We start from the raw sequence: 16,419 nt of genomic DNA, 5'->3' as shown, positions 1-16,419 counted from the left end.
CTGGTTGCAAGGAGAGGAGTTCAGCGGTCGTGGTAGAGACAGCGAGAGGCAGGCCGGTCAGCAAGGATGCAGCCATGACCGGCAGCGGCCGGAACACGGCCGAGCTGCCTGCGCGGAACGACGCCTGGGTGACCGAACGGAGGCAAGACGGCCCACCTCCCCTGGGCGGCAGGGGGCAAGATCCTGCCGGTAGACGGCAACATGGTGATGATGTGAGGCGGCGATGGACGTGGTGACCAGGCTCGGCTTCCTTGGCCTTGGGCAGATGGGCGCGCCGTTGGCGGAGCGCCTGCTCGGCCCCGGCACCGAACTCTTCGTCCACGATCCGCGGCCGGAGGCGATGGCGCCCTTCGTCGCCCGCGGCGCACGGGCATGCCACTCCCCCCGAGAGGTGGCGGACGCCGCCACGATCGTGCTCGCCTGCCTACCTGGCGGCACGGTGAGCGAGGCGGCCGCCTTGGGCCACGACGGCGTCGCGGAGGGAAAGGCCGTGCGCCACTACGTCGAGATGTCCACCATCGGGCGCCCGGCGATGGAACGCATTGCCGCGGGGCTGGCGGCGAAGGGCATCCTCCCGCTGGACGCACCGATCTCCGGCGGCCTCGCTGGGGCACGGGCCGGCACGTTGGCCATCATGCTGGCCGGCCCCGGCGAGGCGGTGGCGGCCCTGCAGCCGGTGCTGGCCCGCATGGGGCGCGAGCTGTTCGTGCTGGGTGAGCGGCCGGGCCAGGGACAGGTGGCGAAGCTGGTGAACAACCTGCTGGCGGCGTCCAACCTGGTCACGGTGTTCGAGGCCATGTCCCTGGGCACGAAGGCCGGGCTCGACCCCATGGCATTGGCCGCGGTCGTGAATGCCGGCACCGGGCGATCCTTCGTCACCAGCGACATGCTGCCTGTCGCCATCAGCCGCCGCTTCGACTTCGGCGCCACGGTGACCGTGATGGACAAGGATGTCGCGCTGGGGTTGGAGGAGGCACGGGCGCTCGGCGTGCCGATGTGGGCGATCGAGCAGGTGGGACGGGTCTGGCGCTTCGCGGCAAGCCACGGCATGGCCGCCAGCGACATCACCGAACTCGTGCGGCTGATGGAAGGCTGGGCCGGTACCGAGATCGGTCGCCCAACGGCGCCTCATGATAGCCGTGACGCGTGAAAGCCGCGGCAAGTGACCTCATTGAACAGCTCTGCTCGAAAGCCTGAAGCCAACCCCATGGACGACGAGTCGGATACCTCGAAGGCATCGCCGAAGGATGTCGGTGCGGTCTTCAATGCCGTCCAGATTCTGGCCTGCCTCGCCGCCTCGACGAAGCCGATGGGCGTCGCCGCCGTCGCACGGGCCAGCGGGGTGAGCACCAGCACATGCTTCAATATCCTGCGCACCCTTACCCGCGCGCGTTACGTCGCCTTTCACCATGCGGAAAAGACCTATTCCCTCGGACTGGCCATTGCAGAACTGGCCGCGGGCCTGATCGGTACCAGCCCCACCGCGCTGATCCGGCCAGAGATGGAACGGTTGGCCCTGAAGCATGGCATGCTCGTCCTGCTCTGGCGCATCACCGAGGATGACCACGTCATCCTGGTGGACCGCGCGCACAGCCAGAGCGCCATCCGCGTGGAAATCAGCATCGGGTTTCGCATGCCCGCCTTGGCCGGGGCAGTTGGCCGGAGCATCGCCGCGGCCCTGGACTTGCCGGCCGCCGAACTGTCCCGCCGGTTCAAGCCTCTGCGCTGGCAATCCAGCCCTGGCTTCGACACCTATCGGTCGGAGGTGGCTGCCGCGCGCAATTGCGGATGGGCAATCGACAAGAGCAATTTATATAACGGAATCATCAGCATCGGAACGGTTATCTGTGACGCAAGCGGCGCACCACGGTTTGGCCTGAGCGGCGTTTGCATAGCTGGGCAATACTCAGAGGAAACATTGCATAGCTTCGGACAGGACTTGCTCGAGGTTGCTAGCATTGCTAGTAAGTCCCTTTATCCGAAGACCAAGCAGTGATGTATAATCGTACTTTATGCGGGTGTATAAATGCATTCTATTTTCCTGTAGTGCTTCCAAGTTAGCGCCCTTGTTATCAAGCCCAAGAAACGTAATCCAAGCGCACACCGGGACGATAACGTGCTCCCCCTACTGGCCGATGCGGGCGAGCGCGACCTCCACCGGGTGCCTGGCGGCCTGGATGAGACCGTCAAACGGCGCCTCCATTTCCAGGACGAGAAACACCGACGCGCCGATGGCCGCCGCGCACACGGCGAAGGTGACGACCACGGTGGCATTGCACGGCGCGCCCAGGCCGAAGCTGACGAAGATGCACGCGATCCACAACGTTAAGACCACGAGGAAGGCCGGTCGTATTGGCAAGTCCTGCCGCTCGAGCAACTCCCAGCGGGCCTTCAGCAGCGCACCGCTCCCAGCCAATGCCTGGTCCCGAAGCCAGGCGCGCGCGGCGTCCGGCGGTTCCAGGGCGAGCACCGCACGGCGGACCTGTTGCAACGCGGCGCCGGCCGGCTGTCCCTCGTCGAGCAGGTCCCGGGCCGACTGCGCCCAGCCGTCCCTCAACATAGCCGCGGCGTAGCGGCGCAGCAGGTCGCGGATCGGGGCTGTCTCAGCGCCGTACGCACCCAATGCCTGGTCGGTCTCGATCAGGTCCGCAGACAGGCCGCGGACAAGCCGGTCTGCGGCGTCCAGAGAGTCTCTTGCGGTCGCCACCAGCAGCCCCAGGACAAGTGCGGCTAGAACGGAGAGCATGCCGGCGCCAAGCCGCACCGTGTCGGTAGTTTCCTTGGACAGGTGATGCTCGGGGAGGACGCGGCTCAGCAGCAGTCCGGCGATCCCGCCGGTGAGGACGCACAGCGACACCGCCGACGCGATCAGGCTGGAAAGCATGGGAAGGTGCGGCCCTCTCTATTGATGGTTGAACAGCGGACCCGTCTGGAAATCGGGCTCCGAACCGACGCTCCTCACCTTGCCTTCGCAACCGAACCTTTTGACAAAATGCATGGCCAGGCGGGTGCCGGATCCGTCCTGGCGCCTCGGCACATTGTGCCACAGAGAACCCGGCCAATCCGTCGACGCCGTGTTCCACACCGGGGATCCCGGTCGGCCCCAGGCCGCCGCCCCCCTCTCCGATGCCGGCGACACCGACCGCGGGCGCGCGCGGCGCAGCACCCTTCGGGTGGTTCTTGCCGATTGCCCTGTCATGCCGAGGTCAAACCGCCACTCACTGAACTGCCGAACACCGCCATACTGCGCGGATCACGGTCTGCCAGCAACGCGCGCCAGACCGCGATCGCATAAATACGGCGCCCTCTCGACCCCGGACGGCAAGGTCTCGCTCTCCTAGGCGCTGGATGCCGCGGCCGGGCTGCTGCGGCTGCGCTGGCAGGAACGTGGCGGCCCAGCCCTCGCCGGCCCGCCGGCGCGGCTTCGGCACCCGCATTATCGAGGCGACGCTGCGCAGCCAGTTGGGCGGCGCCGCGCGCCTGTCCTGGGGGGCGGGAGGGCTGGTCTGTGTCGCAGAGCTGGCGCTGGCCCGCGCCGTGGCTTGTTCGAGCCAGTCCCCGGCGGCGACCTCCTATCACCGATGTTTAGCCTCATAGCGCAACAAGCCTTGCTAACGGAGAACGGTATCTGAAGTCAGACGCTCGAATACCATGCCAATGCGGAGACTTTGGCACGAACGACAGCGCTGCACGCTCGGAGTGATTCCATGTCAGACCTGCCCGCACACGATCACGCCGACCAGCAACAACTGCGGCTTATCCTGGCAGCGCTTCAGGACGGGGTTATTCTTATCGAACCCAACCAGCACATTGCCTGGGCCAACAAAGCTGCCCTGAAAATGCACGGCGTGCGCGAGATCGCGGAGCTTGGTGCCACCGTCTCGGAATACCGCGAGCGGTTCGAACTGCGCTACCGCAACCGGCACCATCTGCCGAATGGTCATTACCCGATGGAGCGGGTGCTGGCCGGCGAAGCCTTCGACGAGGTGGTCGTCGAGGTGGCGCCTGCCGGACAGGACGAGGCCCAGTGGACGCACCGCATCCGCAGCCTGGTGCTCAACGACACCGCTGGGATGCCAGACTGCTTGGTGCTGATTCTGAATGACGAAAGCGAGCGCTTCGATGCTGAGGATCGCTTCGAGACGACCTTCGCCGCCAATCCAGCGCCCGCCATAATCCTCCGCCTGTCGGATCACCGCCACGTCAAAGTCAACCGTGGCTTCCTGGAAATGACCGGTTACTCAGAGGAGCAGGTGCTTGGCCGCTCGGTCTATGAGATCGACGTGCTCGAAGGTGCTGCCCGGCGCGAGCTTGCCATCGAGCGCCTGCAGAGCGGGCGCACTATTCCGCAAATGGAAGCAGTGCTGCAGCTGTCCGGCGGTGGCGAAAAGCGGGTCATCGTTGCCGGGCAGCCGATCGAGGTGGGCGATGCAGCCTGCATGCTGTTCAGCTTTGTCGACCTGGAACGCCATAAGCTGACCGAGGATGCCCTGTCGCAGAGCGAGGCCAGCTTTGCCACGGCATTCCGCCTGGCGCCCGTGCCGACTTTCATCGCCGCGCGCGCCGGCTGCCGCGTCATGCTGGCCAACGACGCCTTTACCCGGGAGAGCGGCTATGCGGAGCCGGAATTGGTTGGGAAGACGGCGGGCGAGATTGGGCTGTGGTTTGACAAGGTGGCGGGGAAGGAGCTGGAGCGGCAGCTTCACCAAAACGGCTCGGTGCAAAACCTCGACGTGAAGCTGCGGACCAAGGAGGGTGGTGTGTTCGACTGCCTCGTATCGGCCGCTGCGGTGACCCTCGGAAACCAACCCTGTGTCTTGGTTGTCGCACAGGATGCCGGCGAGCGCCGCCGCACGGAGGCTGAGGTCGTCGCAGCCATCGAGGCAGTGATGCAGGACACCTCCTGGTTCAGCCAGGTCGTGCTGGAAAAGCTGGCCAAGCTGCGGCGCTTTGATGCGCCCAGTGGTGCCGCAGCCGAGCTGGTCGACCTGCCGCAGCGGGCGCGGGAGGTGCTGACCTTGGTGTGCCGCGGGATGGCGGACCCCTCCATCGCGCGCAAGCTCCGGATCTCTCCCAATACCGTCCGCAACCACGTGGCCTCGCTCTATCGCCGCACCGGGGTAAACAGCCGGACGGCCCTGGTCATCTGGGCCCGCGAGCGTGGCTTTGACGGCGGTCCGCCGCGCAAGACCCCGCAACCAACCAGTATGGCGGGTTAAGAGCAGCGGATCGTATCGAACCCGGCATGTGGCGAGCTCCGTAGGGCGGCTTCATCGCTGGGCACTAGTACTGCCCACCTATCCGGGTAGTGCAGGCATACCAGCCGGCTCTGCCGATTGCCCGGCCGCTCGCCGAACTCCTGGCGACGGAGCGCAGTTATGTCGGCAGCGCCATGGCCACCGATCATGGCTTCAGCCAAGCGCGCATCGGGGAACGGCGAGATGGACAGCGATCGCATCGCGGGCGCGGCCAAGCAGGCAAAGGGCTCCATCAAGGAGGCCATCGGTAAGCTGACCGGCGACACCAAGACCCAGGCCGAGGGCGCCACGGAGAAAGTCGAGGGAAAGGTCCAGAACACTGCAGGCGGCGCCAAGGATGCCTTACGGGGCGCCGACGACCAGTAGAACTTAGAAGTCGATACAGTAAAATCATTAAGCGGTCCGGTGTTTGCCGGACCGATCCCATATGCGCGTCTTGTCGAGGTCCACGATGCGGCGCTGAACGCCGGTGACCTCTTCGTCCCAAACTTTAGAACAAAGGAACTTCGCCCATGCAAGCCCGCACCACAACAGGCGCCTACGACGACGCGGCCACCGCCGCGCTTCTTCCAGAGGGCGCACCGTCGCTGCCCTCGCGCATTTCATGGGGCGCGATAATCGCCGGCGCCGTTGTAGCGCTCACCATTGGCCTGATGCTGAACGCCCTGGGCGCCGGCGTGGGCGCCACAACGGTTGATGCCACGGCACGTGAAACACCTTCCGCATCGTCCTTCGGCATCGGTGCAGCCATCTGGCTGCTGGTGTCCAACCTGATCGGCCTCGCGGTTGGCGGTTACGTCGCCGCACGCCTGTCCGGCACCGCCGACAACACCGATGGCACGCTGCACGGCTTGGCCGTCTGGGGCACCACCTTTCTGATCTCCGCCGTGTTGCTGGGCAACCTCGTTTCCGGCATCGCCTCCACCGCCACTTCTGGAGCCTCCAGCCTGCTGGGCAGCGTGGCATCGGGTGCTGGCTCTGCAGCCTCGGCGGCAGGCCAGCAAGCCGCCAGCCGCACAAGCACCGGGACGCTCCAGTCGATGGCCCAGAGCGTGACCGACCGGGTGCAGAGCGCGTTGAGCGGAACCGGTGGCAATCCAGCCGCAATGACCTCCGACCAGCGCAAGGCCGAGATGGGACAGCTCGCCACCCGGCGTGTGACCGACGGGCAGCTGTCGCAAGCGGATCGTGAACGTCTGAACCAGCTTGTGGCAGCCGAATACAACATCAGCCCGCAAGACGCTCAGGCACGCGTCGCACAGGCCGAGCAGCAGGCAACCCAAGCCGCGCGCCAGGCCGAGGAGACGGCCCGTCGTGCCGCCGACACTGCTGCCTCTGGCACGTCGATCGCCGCCTTCTCGGTCTTTGGCATCATGCTGCTGGGTGCCATCGCTGCGGTCCTCGGCGCCCGTCGTGGCACCCGCGACCTGCTGACGTTCCGGAACACCCGGCGTGTCGCCTGAGCACATTATCCCGGGGTGCAACGGCGACGCCGCTGCACCCTCGGATGATTCTGCCCTCGGGGCCGCGATCGAGCAGGTCGCGCCCCTCATCGAGGAGGTTCTGCGCGTCGGCAAGCGCTCGGTCGAAAACGGACGGGTGCGCGTTTCGCTGCGCACTGAAGCGGTCGAAGAGCGAGTGCGGAGCACTCTCGGCACACGGCGCGCCGAAGTCGAGCGCGTGCAGATCGGCCACGAGGTGAGCGAGCCGCCTCAGACCCGCCAGGAGGGCGACGTGCTCATCGTCCCCGTGGTGGAGCAAATTCTGGTCGTCGAACGGCGCCTCGTCCTCAAGGAAGAGATCCACCTGCGTTTCGTCGACGATGAGGAAATCGTTGAGCAGCTGGTCGAACGGCGGGTCCAGCACGCCACGATCGAAAGGGTGCCAACGGCAGGGGCAGCGCCCCCGACCGCCGGGACAGACCAGTAAAGCAACAGCCCGAGGAGAAACCATCATGTCGCGAACCATTACCGCCATGTTCGACGATCGCGCCCACGGAGATGCTGCCGTCCAGCAGCTGCAGCAGCTCAACATCGCCAGCACCGACATTCAGATGCATGCCGCTGAGGCGGCCTCCACGACCGGCGGCACCGCTGCCGTGTCCGACAACACCGGCTTCTGGGCCTCGCTGAAGGAGTTCTTTATCCCAGACGAGGACCGGACGACCTACGCGGAGGGAGTGCGCCGCGGTGCTGTCATGGTGTCGGCGAGGGTTGACGACAGCACCTTCGAGCAGGCCATGGACGTCCTGGAGAGCCACGGCGCAGTGGATCTCGACACCCGTGAGGCCGAGTGGCGCCAGGAAGGTTGGACCGGGCCCCAGGCCGTCACCTCAGACGCCGGGGTGGCCAGCATACCGGCCGCAAGCGGTCTCGGTGTCGCCGCCACGGGTATGGCCGCGGGTTCCGCCACGCCCACTGCCGCTTCCACTTCAACAGCCGCCGCCGATGCCAGCACCGTCCGCGTCGGTGGCGAGGAGGCGATCCCGATCGTCGAGGAAAGCCTGCGGGTGGGCAAGCGCGACGTCGAGCGCGGCCGGGTTCGGGTGCGCTCCTATGTGGTTGAGACGCCGGTGAGCGAGCAGGTGATGCTGCACCAGGAGCATGTGGACGTGGAGCGCCGCGTGGTCGACCGGCCGGTGACCGGCGCCGAGGCCGTGTTCCAGGACCGCACCATCGAGGCCACTGAGACCGCCGAGGAGGCCGTGATCGCCAAGGAGGCTCGCGTCACCGGCGAGGTCGTCATCCGCAAGGATGCCAGTGAGCGAACTGAGACCGTGCAGGACACCGTCCGCCGGACCGAAGTCGACATCGATGACACAACCACCGACGCGGCCCGCGTGGCAAGCGGTGCCGGCGTCGTCGGTGCCGCTCCCGATGACGCGCCGGGCAATCCGCCCGGCACGATGGCCAGCCGTGCGGTGGACAAGACGCTCGGCACCAATGTCAGCGGCGCCAACCCCGGCAAGCGCTGACGAATGCTGAATGGGGTAGGGGCGGAGCGAGCCGTCCCTACTCCGCGTGTTAACTTCCGAAGCCATCGCCCGCATGGGCAACGAGCGCAAGCCCATCGCCCGGAGACCATGCGTCCTTTCCCAAATTTTCTCGGAGAGAAATGTCAATGTCTATCATCGGTTGGCTTATTCTGGGACTGATCGCCGGCTTCGTGGCCAGCAAGCTGTATGCTGGTAGTGGCCAAGGAGCCGTCATTGATATCGTGCTCGGCATCGTTGGCGCCTTCGTTGGCGGCTTCCTGTTCAACATGTTCGGCGGCGCCGGCGTCACCGGCTTCAACCTGTATAGCATGATCGTCGCGGTGATCGGCGCAGTTGTTGTGCTGTGGGTCTACCATGCCGTCACCGGCCGGCGGAGCGTCTGACAGGCTGTCCGGGACCCTCGTCAGAGCCTGAGGTGACGTATGTGTGCCCAAGGCTGTATGTTCTCTCACACGCTCGATAGGATTTGCGTCGGGCGTGTGTGGGCCGGCGCTGTCGTCTCGGAACTACTATCTAAGTTCCGGGAAGGATTGCTTGCAGCACACCCGACAGGCAGACCGTCCAGAAAGAACTGCAAGGGGGTCATAGCGCCCCAAGCGCCATCCAACCGCGCTCAAGCCTTTCAGCTTCAGCGGTTACGGAATTGGCCGTGTTCACTAGAAATCCTCCGCCGCTCAGGCCACCCTACGACACCAGCGGCCTGGGCTCCGCCTCCGGCATGGCTTGCCGCTCGAGCTCAACGTTGAGCACAGCGCCCACCAGCACAGCCGCGGTGGAAACCCAGGCCCACAGCATGAAGCCGAGTACGGCCCCGACCGAGCCGTAAAGCCAATCGTAACGGCCAACCTGTTGCATGTACCATGACACCACGGCTGACCCAAGCAGCCATACTAACGCGGCCAACGCACTGCCCCAGCTAGCCCAGTGCCAACGAGGGCAAACACGGCAAGGACCGTGGCGATAGACGAACGCCAGGACGACCGAGACCGCGACAAGTAGCAGTGGCCAGCGCAGGAAGCGGAGCAGCCAGTCCATGGCACCGCCTGGCCCGGCCTTAGCGGCGAGCGCAAGCGGCACGCCCAGGACGCCGCCGAGAGCCAATGCGGTGAAAGCCACAGCCCCAAGCGCGAACAGCAGCGCGATGCCAACAAGCCGGATGAAGCCGCGATCCTCGCGCTCGCCATAAGCAACGTTCAGTGCCCCAAACAATTGCATTGCCGCGGCCGAGGCGCTCCAAAGCGCGGCAGCGAGTAAGGTAATGGCAAGGCCGGCCTTGCCACCGCCCACGGTTGCCATCCGCCCCAAGGCGTCCCGCGCCACTTCTGCGGATCCGGCTGGCAGCATGCCAGCCAAAGCCTGGAGCTTTTGTGCGACGAGTTCCGGATCCACGAAAAGGCCGCATAGCGCCACCAGCGCGGCGAGGGCAGGAAACACCGCTAGGAGTGTATAGAACGCGACCGCTGCCGCCTCGCCGAGTAAGCGACCCCCGAACACACGCCGGACGCAGCGGAGCAACACCTGCCGCCAGCCCCGGGCTGGGATGCAGGCGGGGGTGGCCGCTCCATGTCCGTCGCCTTGCCGCACCTGAATCATGGATGCGGAGGACACGACGCTTCGCTCAACAGCTTCTGCCATGCAGCCCGAACGCAGCAGCATGCAGGTTGACACGGATGATAGGCGGAATGAGCTGTTGCGGTCGTCAGCATCGGGCCTCAGGCATCAGGGTAAGCGGCTCGGACCTGTATCGCCTTTGCCTGGCTGCAGCATCTCCGCCTCGCCGAGCAACGCCCGGCGGGGGCGGGGAAAAATGCCGGGTCAGGTTCCGGGACCGCCACCATCGCCGAGCCTGCCGGCTTTGCGCCGCGCCATCATGGCGTGGCTGTTCGCCGACCTCGTCACCCCGATCTGATGCCCGCACTGCAGACGCAAGCTCAGGCCACCGCCTGACTTCAGACTGCCAGGTAGTGTTAGGTGTCCGGTCTCAGGGTGTCATGGCATGCTTTCAAATGACGCTGAGAATGCCACCATCTACGACAATCACTTGGCCGTTGACGAAATCGGAAGCCGGTGCGGCAAGAAACACGGCCGTGCCGACCAAATCGGCGGGCCTGCCCCAGCGCCCGGCAGGAGTTCGGCTACGCACGTAGGCTGATACCTCAGGGCTCTCATATAAGGGCCGGGTCATTTCCGTCTCGAAGGCGCCCGGAGCAATGCAGTTGACCTGCACGCCGCAGCCTGCCCAGTCGGCACAAAGTGCACGTGTGAGCCCGTGCACGGCGGCCTTGCTGGTCGTGTAGGGTGCTGTACCTGGGCGCGCCGTGAGGCCCAGCATCGAACCGATATTGATGATCTTACCTACCCTGCGCTCGACCATGCGCCGCCCTACTGCTCGCGCCATGAAGAACACTGCGTCGAGGTTGGTGGCTATGACCTCGCGCCATGCCGCATCGAGCTGAGCAGCTGCCGGACCGGGACGGCTGATACCGGCATTGTTGACCAGAATGTGGATGGGGCCGAGGCGTGCTTCAATGTCGGCCACCGCGTCTTCGACCGCCGTCGGGTCACACACGTCAAAGGCAAGTGCCTCCACAGCGATTCCTGCTGTCGCCAGTTCTGCTACCGCCGCAGTGAGGCGGCCAACATCGCGGCCATTCAGCACCACTCTGGCGCCGGCTTCGGCTAACCCGCGCGCCATTGCCAGACCAAGGCCTCGGCTTGCGCCGGTCACCAAAGCAAGCCGTCCGGTAAGGTCGAACATTGCCTGTGCCATGGCTCACTCCCGTCCAATACAGCACCGTAAGCCTTGTCAACGGTGAGTCACAATGGCAGCCTGCCTGTGTTCCACCCGGCACCGCTAGTGCAGCGACTCACACGGAGCATGCATCCAGCTTGCCGATGATGGCGGCGGGGGTGACGGTCCAGACGAAGGACTTTGGATCGGCGTTGTGCTCGGCGAGGTAGCGCTTAATGGCGGCCTGCAGGTCGACCAGCAAGTGGAAGCTGCCGCGCCGAATGCGCTTGCGGGTCACCGCTGAGAAGAAGGTCTCGACCGCATTCAGTCACGACCCGGAGGTGGGGGTGACATGGAACGTCCAGCGCGGGTGCCGCTCCAGCCACGCCTTCACCTTTGGATGCTTGTGGGTGGCGTAGTTGTCGACCACAGCATGGACCAGCTTCCCCGCCGGGATTTCGCGCTTGGCCGCATCGAGGAAGTGGATGAATTCTTCGCGGCGATGGAACTGCACGCAGCGGTTGCCCACCGTGCCGTCGAGCACGTTCAGCGCGGCGAACAGCGTGGTCGTGCCGTGCCGGACGCAGTCGTGGGTCATGGTGCCGCAGCGGCCGGGCTTGAGCGGCAGGCCGGGCTGGGTGCGGTCGAGCGTCTGTATCTGGCTCTTTTCGTCGATGGACAGCACGGCCGCATGGGTGGGTGGGTCGACATAGATGATCTGCCTCCAAATTCCTGGACCGGTGAGAGCGGAGAAATTCCTGGTTAGGTTCTGCGGCGCTGACTGAGGAGACAGGCCATGAAGCGGTCCCAGTTCACCGACCAGCACATCGCTTTCATTTTGGGGCAGGCTGAGGAAAGGACAGCGGTGGAGGAGGTATGCCGCAAAGCGGGGATTTCGATCCAGACCTACTACCGTTGGCGCAAGAAGTGCGGCGGGTTGATGCCGTCCGAGATGCGGCGGCTGAAGTAGCTCGAAGAGGAGAACCAGCGGCTGCGGCGGCTGGTGGTGGATCTGTCGCTCGACAAGGAGATGCTGCAGGACGTCGTCCACCGCAAACTATGAAGCCTGCGCGCTGCCGGAGGACGGTGGACCATCTCCGGGGCGCCTGGAGGTGAGCGCGCGACGGGCCTGCGCGGTGCTGAAAGCACCGCGTTCGTCGTGCCATCACCGCTCCAGGCGGGGCACGCAGGCGGAGCTACGGCGGAAGGTCTCGGCCAAGCTGCGGCAGGACCGGCGGTGGCCGGTGCCCCGAACAAGATCCGGGCGATGAACTTCCTGTCGGACCAGCTATTCGACGGCAGCCGGATCTCGCCAGCGATCGACGTGCGACGGAGCTACCGCGGCGCCGATGTGGTCGAGACGCTCGAGCGGGTGGTGGCGCGCTACGGGCTGCCGCGGCAGATCCGCCTCGATAACGGCCCGGAGTTCATCAGCCGCGACCTCGACCTCTGGCTCTATGTCAGGGGCGTGGTGCTGGACTTCAGCCGGCCGGGCAAGCCGACCGACAACGCCTTTGCGGAGAGCTTCAGTGGCAAGGTCCAGGTGGAATGCCTGAATGCCAACTGGTTCGTCAGCTTGGCTGATGCCAGGCTGAAGTGTGAGGCGTGGCGGGTGGATCACAACGAGGTCCGGCCACACAGCTCGATCGGCCACAGAGCCCCGATGGAGCTGGCCAACGCCGCAGGATGGGCTCACCCGCCCTGAGACAACAAAGCCGGATTTTCCCACGCCGGCTGGTCCAAGGTCGGGGCAAGCTCACGGGCCTGAGAACTTGCATAGACCCCGGACCAGAGCTGGGGGTCGGACCACATGGGCCAGATCTTTCATGGCCCTTGGATACCCGATCAGGGGCAGGTCAGTCACTCACCTAGTGTGGCTGCACCCTTCGGCCGGCTGCATAAGCCTTGGTCTTTCAACAAGTCTTCACCGGCCGGTGGATTGCCGGTTGGCTGGCTCCCTATCCAGGGGAGCGTTCGCAGCGAGCATCACATGGCGCCATCTTTCCGTTTCCTGGCGTATGTGTTCCCGAAACTGATCCGGCGTGCTGCTGATGTTGAGGGAGCCCATCTCGAGGATGCGTGGCGCAACATCGGGCTCGTGCAGGACAGCCACCGTCGCTGCGTGCAACCGATCGACAACCTCCTGCGACACGCCGGCGGGCGCCAGCAGGCCATACCACCCGCCGGCCTGGAAGCCGGGCAGGCCGGCCTCTTCCATCGTTGGCACCTCGGGCAACATGTGCGACCGCTGGGCGCTTGTCACGGCCAGCGCCCGCAGCGTCCCCTTCGCCAGATGCGGTGCCACGAGGACGAGATTCTCGAAGGTGTAGGGCATCTCGCCCGCGATGATGGCGAGCACGGCCGGCGCGCTGCCATTGTAGCTCACGGGCGTCGCGCGGAAGCCCACGCGCTGGCGGAGTGCCTCCCCAGCCAGAAGCTGCGGCGAGCCTATGCCAGGGGTGGGATACAGGAACTCGCCCTGCGACGACTTCACCGCTGCGATCATGTCCCGCAAGCTATGCCAGGGAGAGTTCGCCGGCACCACCAGCACCAGCGGTGTCGATGCGAGGAGAGTGATAGGGGTGAAATCGGTAAGCGGGCTGTAGCCGAGATTGCTCTCGATGCTCGGGCTGATCGCAAGCGGGCCGCTGCTGCCGACCAGCAGGGTGTAGGAGTCGCCCTTGGCCCGCGCCGCCAGCGCGGTGCCGACATTGCCTCCGGCGCCCGGGCGGTTCTCGACCACGAAGGGCTGGCCGAGGCGCCGCTGCAGCGGGGGCGCGATCAGCCGAGCCAAGGTATCCAGGATGCCGCCAGGCAAGAAGGTCACGACCAGCCGCACCGGTCTGTTAGGCCAGGGCGCTTCGGCCCATGCGCGATCGGCAAGCGGCAATGTGCTGAGCCCGGCGAACAACGCCCGTCGCGTGGCTTGCGTGCTCATTGCGGCTCAAGGACGAATTTGAGCGTGGTGTCGCGGGTGATGATCCCGCCGCGGTCGCCTGGCGTGAGGGAACCGTAGCGCTGCGCGAAGGAGGGTGGTAGGTCACGGCCGCCTTCGGGCGCGAGCCAGAGGCGGAACAGGTGCCGGCGCCGCTCCGGCTCGGGCCAATCCTCAAAATCGGTGCGGCTGTGCAGGATCTGGTGATTGTGCAGGAACTGCATGTCGCCCGGCCGGAACTCGATCTTCAGATGCAGCTCCGGGTCGCGCGTGAGGCTGTCGAGCAGGTCGAGCGCCTCACGCTCCTGCGCCGTCAGGCGGCGCGCCTGCGGGAAGTTCTGCTGCGCCGAGCGAATATACTGCCCGGAATAGATCGTCGTCAGCTCCCCCGCATGCCAGTTGAACACTGGCACCTCGAACCACGGTTCCATGCCGGGCGGGATCTCGCCGCGCCGATCCGTTGGGAAGGCATCGAAAAGGGCTGGGTAGAGATCGGGACGGCGGCGGCGTATCTCGTCATGTAAGGTGACGGAGCTGACGATCATGCTTTCGCCGCCGGACTTTGAGGTCTTGAGGCAGAGCAGGCCGACGAGGTCGGAGCTGTCGGTGTGGAATTCCAGCTCCTTGTTAGTCTGGTAATAGCGCACCGTCGGCTTGCGGATGTCGAGGCCGAGGTCGCACACGTGGCCCAAGAGATGGCCCTTCGCGTTCTGACTGCGGAAGCTGCCGAGATGGGCCCCGATGATGAGGTATGCGATGGCCGCCTCCGAGGTGGAGTATTTCTCGATCGGGAATCCACGAAGCTGCACGAAGCCTCGGCCGTGCAGCAGATCCTGCAGGACGCCGCGCAAGGTGGCGGCGAGGACAGGCATGTGGAAGCCTGCCCTGGTGATCGCGCCCATCTCCGCGCCGGAGGCTACATGGGCGCGTATGGCGGCATCCAGCTCGCGAAGTTCCTCCGGAGTGAAATGGTGCAGCCATTCGGTCCGGCGCGCCATCTCAGCGCCTTTCCAGGCCGCCGCGCCACCGATAGGTCCTGGCGGCAAAGCCATGGTAGCGGGCGGCTCCCGCAGCACGGAACTGGACATGTTTTCCTCCGAAGCTCTCTTGCAAGGAAGGTTCGAAGCCGGTCCGCGAAAAGTCTATTTCATTTTTCCACACCATTCATAATGTTTATGAATGAGCCGCAACGTCACCCTCCGCCAGCTTAGGGCCTTCTGCGCCGTCGCCCATGCCCGCAGCTTCACCCGCGCCGCCGAAGTGCTGAACGTCACGCAGTCCGCCGTCACGGTTGCCATTCGCAGCCTGGAAACGGAGCTTGGCCTGCGCATGCTCGACCGCACCACCCGCAGCCTGCAGCCGACCCCGCATGGCGAGCGCCTCCTGCAACTTGCCGAGCGGCTGCTCGACGATCTGGACCGCGGCTTCGACGACCTGCGCGCCATTGCTGACCGTCAGCGGGGCCATGTGGTCGCTGCCGCGACTGCCTCCTTCATCAGCCATGTGCTTGCGCCGGCGCTGCATGAACTGGCGCGGCGCTTTCCAGGAATTTCCGTGCAGCTCCATGAGGAAAACACGGAAGGGGCCGCCCGCAGGCTCCAGGCGGCCGAGCTCGACTTTGCCATTACCACGCTGCCCGCGCCTGCCCCCGGCATTGCCACCCGCCCCTTGCTGAGGGATCGCTTCGGACTGCTTTGCCCGAAGGAGCATCGGCTGGCGCGAGAAGCCATCCCTCTGGCCTGGGAGGTGCTGCGGGACGTCCCGCTGGTGGGGCTGAGCGCACAGAACGGCATCCGCCGCCTGCTGGAGCAGGACGCCCATGGCGTTCACGCCCTGCATGGACTTCGCTATGAGGTCTCCTCCGTGGGCGCGTTGCAGAGCTTGGTGGAGAGCCGGGTCGGCGTTACCGCCATCCCGGCCTTGGCGGCGATGCCGATGATGCGCATGCCGATGGTGTTCCTGCCTCTGGCGCCAACGGTTTACCGCGTCGTCTCTCTGGCCTATCGCCCCGAGCGATCTTTCACCCCAGCGGCGCGGGAGGTTCTGCTTGCCGCGCTTCGGCAGCTCAGGCGTCTGCGCAACGATGATGTCGAGATTTTGATGGGGGAGGCTGAGTTCGACAACTTGCCAGGCTAACTGACTGTATGGAAATGCGGATCGCGGTCTAACGCGTTGCTGTGGCTCATCTTCCAGCCCGAGGCAGCCATGCGCGAACACCGTCAGCACCGGTATCCGACGGACCTCTCTGACGCCGAGTGGGCAGCCTTGGAGCCTCTGCTTCCACCGCCGGCGACGGGAGGACGGCCGCTCCAATGGCCTCGCCGGCTGATGCTCGAGGCGATCTTCTATCTGGTCCGCTCTGGCTGTGCCTGGCGCATGCTCCCATCCCCATTCCCGCCCTGGCCGACGGTCTTCGCGCATTGCCGGCGCTGGCGGCTGGACGGAACGCTCCGATGCCTGCACGACCGGCTTCGCGCCCTCGCGCGCGCAGCCGAAGGCC

Annotated in this window: 15 protein-coding genes and 2 pseudogenes; 11 read left to right on the top strand and 6 right to left on the bottom strand. The window is 65.6% G+C overall.

Going from position 1 to position 16,419, the window contains the following annotated elements; genetic code table 11:
• Positions 1-223 precede the first annotated feature (223 nt).
• Together JMJ55_RS27410 and JMJ55_RS27405 are read left to right on the top strand one after the other, a co-directional pair.
• Positions 224-1,150, top strand: coding sequence for an NAD(P)-dependent oxidoreductase (locus tag JMJ55_RS27410; RefSeq protein WP_202828795.1), 927 nt, complete (start codon positions 224-226; stop codon positions 1,148-1,150).
• Positions 1,151-1,207: 57 nt separating this feature from the next.
• Positions 1,208-1,996 (top strand): IclR family transcriptional regulator, encoded by a 789-nt coding sequence (locus JMJ55_RS27405; protein WP_202828794.1) that lies wholly within the window; start codon positions 1,208-1,210, stop codon positions 1,994-1,996.
• Between the two features lie 129 nt (positions 1,997-2,125).
• Here the strand turns inward: JMJ55_RS27405 and JMJ55_RS27400 are convergent, their stop codons facing one another.
• Positions 2,126-2,884, bottom strand: coding sequence for a bestrophin-like domain (locus JMJ55_RS27400; protein ID WP_202828793.1), 759 nt, complete (start codon positions 2,882-2,884; stop codon positions 2,126-2,128).
• A gap of 823 nt (positions 2,885-3,707) precedes the next feature.
• On the opposite strand from JMJ55_RS27400, the gene JMJ55_RS27395 reads away from it, so the two are divergent.
• From JMJ55_RS27395 to JMJ55_RS27370, 6 genes are all read left to right on the top strand, one after another.
• Positions 3,708-5,219, top strand: a complete 1,512-nt coding sequence (locus JMJ55_RS27395) for a helix-turn-helix transcriptional regulator (protein ID WP_202828792.1) — start codon at positions 3,708-3,710, stop codon at positions 5,217-5,219.
• A 222-nt stretch (positions 5,220-5,441) separates the two neighbouring features.
• Positions 5,442-5,624: a CsbD family protein gene (locus JMJ55_RS27390; protein WP_202828791.1), complete on the top strand. Its 183-nt coding sequence runs from the start codon at positions 5,442-5,444 to the stop codon at positions 5,622-5,624.
• A 146-nt stretch (positions 5,625-5,770) separates the two neighbouring features.
• Positions 5,771-6,721, top strand: a complete 951-nt coding sequence (locus JMJ55_RS27385; protein ID WP_236034126.1) for a hypothetical protein — start codon at positions 5,771-5,773, stop codon at positions 6,719-6,721.
• The gene (locus JMJ55_RS27380; protein WP_202828790.1) at positions 6,711-7,187 is read left to right on the top strand and encodes a YsnF/AvaK domain-containing protein; all 477 of its coding nucleotides are present in this window, start codon (positions 6,711-6,713) and stop codon (positions 7,185-7,187) included. Before JMJ55_RS27385 ends, JMJ55_RS27380 begins: the two co-directional genes overlap by 11 nt.
• Before the next feature lie 25 nt (positions 7,188-7,212).
• Positions 7,213-8,232, top strand: coding sequence for a YsnF/AvaK domain-containing protein (locus JMJ55_RS27375; RefSeq protein ID WP_202828789.1), 1,020 nt, complete (start codon positions 7,213-7,215; stop codon positions 8,230-8,232).
• 146 nt (positions 8,233-8,378) lie between these two features.
• Positions 8,379-8,636 (top strand): GlsB/YeaQ/YmgE family stress response membrane protein, encoded by a 258-nt coding sequence (locus JMJ55_RS27370; RefSeq protein WP_202828788.1) that lies wholly within the window; start codon positions 8,379-8,381, stop codon positions 8,634-8,636.
• Between the two features lie 301 nt (positions 8,637-8,937).
• Here the strand turns inward: JMJ55_RS27370 and JMJ55_RS27365 are convergent, their stop codons facing one another.
• The 3 genes and pseudogenes from JMJ55_RS27365 to JMJ55_RS27355 all read right to left on the bottom strand — a co-directional run.
• On the bottom strand, positions 8,938-9,909 hold the full coding sequence (locus JMJ55_RS27365; RefSeq protein ID WP_202828787.1) for a YihY/virulence factor BrkB family protein: 972 nt from the start codon (positions 9,907-9,909) through the stop codon (positions 8,938-8,940).
• 346 nt (positions 9,910-10,255) lie between these two features.
• On the bottom strand, positions 10,256-11,023 hold the full coding sequence (locus JMJ55_RS27360; protein WP_202828786.1) for an SDR family oxidoreductase: 768 nt from the start codon (positions 11,021-11,023) through the stop codon (positions 10,256-10,258).
• A 97-nt stretch (positions 11,024-11,120) separates the two neighbouring features.
• A pseudogene (locus tag JMJ55_RS27355) lies at positions 11,121-11,699 on the bottom strand (IS630 family transposase); the annotation flags it as partial.
• A gap of 81 nt (positions 11,700-11,780) precedes the next feature.
• Here JMJ55_RS27355 and JMJ55_RS27350 point away from each other — a divergent pair.
• Positions 11,781-12,689 (top strand): annotated as a pseudogene (locus tag JMJ55_RS27350) (integrase core domain-containing protein).
• A gap of 219 nt (positions 12,690-12,908) precedes the next feature.
• Here JMJ55_RS27350 and JMJ55_RS27345 read toward each other — a convergent pair.
• Complete coding sequence (locus JMJ55_RS27345; RefSeq protein WP_202828784.1) at positions 12,909-13,922, bottom strand: Bug family tripartite tricarboxylate transporter substrate binding protein; 1,014 nt, start codon at positions 13,920-13,922, stop codon at positions 12,909-12,911.
• Positions 13,919-14,917 carry a TauD/TfdA family dioxygenase gene (locus JMJ55_RS27340; RefSeq protein WP_236034125.1) on the bottom strand — a complete coding sequence of 333 codons (999 nt, stop codon included), beginning with the start codon at positions 14,915-14,917 and terminating at the stop codon, positions 13,919-13,921. The genes JMJ55_RS27345 and JMJ55_RS27340 overlap by 4 nt, the downstream gene beginning before the upstream one ends.
• Before the next feature lie 181 nt (positions 14,918-15,098).
• Here JMJ55_RS27340 and JMJ55_RS27335 point away from each other — a divergent pair, with 181 nt between their 5' ends.
• Both JMJ55_RS27335 and JMJ55_RS27330 read left to right on the top strand, forming a co-directional pair.
• Entirely contained in the window at positions 15,099-16,055 is a 957-nt protein-coding gene (locus tag JMJ55_RS27335) for a LysR family transcriptional regulator (RefSeq protein WP_202828783.1), read from the top strand.
• 69 nt (positions 16,056-16,124) lie between these two features.
• A partial coding sequence (locus JMJ55_RS27330) for a transposase (protein ID WP_202828782.1) occupies positions 16,125-16,419 on the top strand: 295 nt, incomplete at its 3' end.

The organism is Belnapia mucosa (assembly GCF_016775475.1).
Lineage (GTDB): Bacteria > Pseudomonadota > Alphaproteobacteria > Acetobacterales > Acetobacteraceae > Belnapia > Belnapia mucosa.
The sequence above is the reverse complement of the archived record's forward strand: the minus strand, read 5'-3'. Positions and strand labels throughout refer to the sequence as shown.

Excerpts from the sequence above, each read along its gene's own strand:
- JMJ55_RS27400 (WP_202828793.1), bottom strand. The coding sequence starts at position 2,884 with ATGCTTTCCAGCCTGATCGCGTCGGCGGTGTCGCTGTGCGTCCTCACC.
- JMJ55_RS27390 (WP_202828791.1), top strand. The coding sequence starts at position 5,442 with ATGGACAGCGATCGCATCGCGGGCGCGGCCAAGCAGGCAAAGGGCTCC.
- JMJ55_RS27340 (WP_236034125.1), bottom strand. The coding sequence starts at position 14,917 with ATGGCGCGCCGGACCGAATGGCTGCACCATTTCACTCCGGAGGAACTT.
- JMJ55_RS27335 (WP_202828783.1), top strand. The coding sequence starts at position 15,099 with ATGAGCCGCAACGTCACCCTCCGCCAGCTTAGGGCCTTCTGCGCCGTC.
- JMJ55_RS27375 (WP_202828789.1), top strand. The coding sequence starts at position 7,213 with ATGTCGCGAACCATTACCGCCATGTTCGACGATCGCGCCCACGGAGAT.
- JMJ55_RS27345 (WP_202828784.1), bottom strand. The coding sequence starts at position 13,922 with ATGAGCACGCAAGCCACGCGACGGGCGTTGTTCGCCGGGCTCAGCACA.
- JMJ55_RS27410 (WP_202828795.1), top strand. The coding sequence starts at position 224 with ATGGACGTGGTGACCAGGCTCGGCTTCCTTGGCCTTGGGCAGATGGGC.
- JMJ55_RS27370 (WP_202828788.1), top strand. The coding sequence starts at position 8,379 with ATGTCTATCATCGGTTGGCTTATTCTGGGACTGATCGCCGGCTTCGTG.
- JMJ55_RS27395 (WP_202828792.1), top strand. The coding sequence starts at position 3,708 with ATGTCAGACCTGCCCGCACACGATCACGCCGACCAGCAACAACTGCGG.
- JMJ55_RS27360 (WP_202828786.1), bottom strand. The coding sequence starts at position 11,023 with ATGGCACAGGCAATGTTCGACCTTACCGGACGGCTTGCTTTGGTGACC.
- JMJ55_RS27385 (WP_236034126.1), top strand. The coding sequence starts at position 5,771 with ATGCAAGCCCGCACCACAACAGGCGCCTACGACGACGCGGCCACCGCC.
- JMJ55_RS27365 (WP_202828787.1), bottom strand. The coding sequence starts at position 9,909 with ATGCTGCTGCGTTCGGGCTGCATGGCAGAAGCTGTTGAGCGAAGCGTC.
- JMJ55_RS27405 (WP_202828794.1), top strand. The coding sequence starts at position 1,208 with ATGGACGACGAGTCGGATACCTCGAAGGCATCGCCGAAGGATGTCGGT.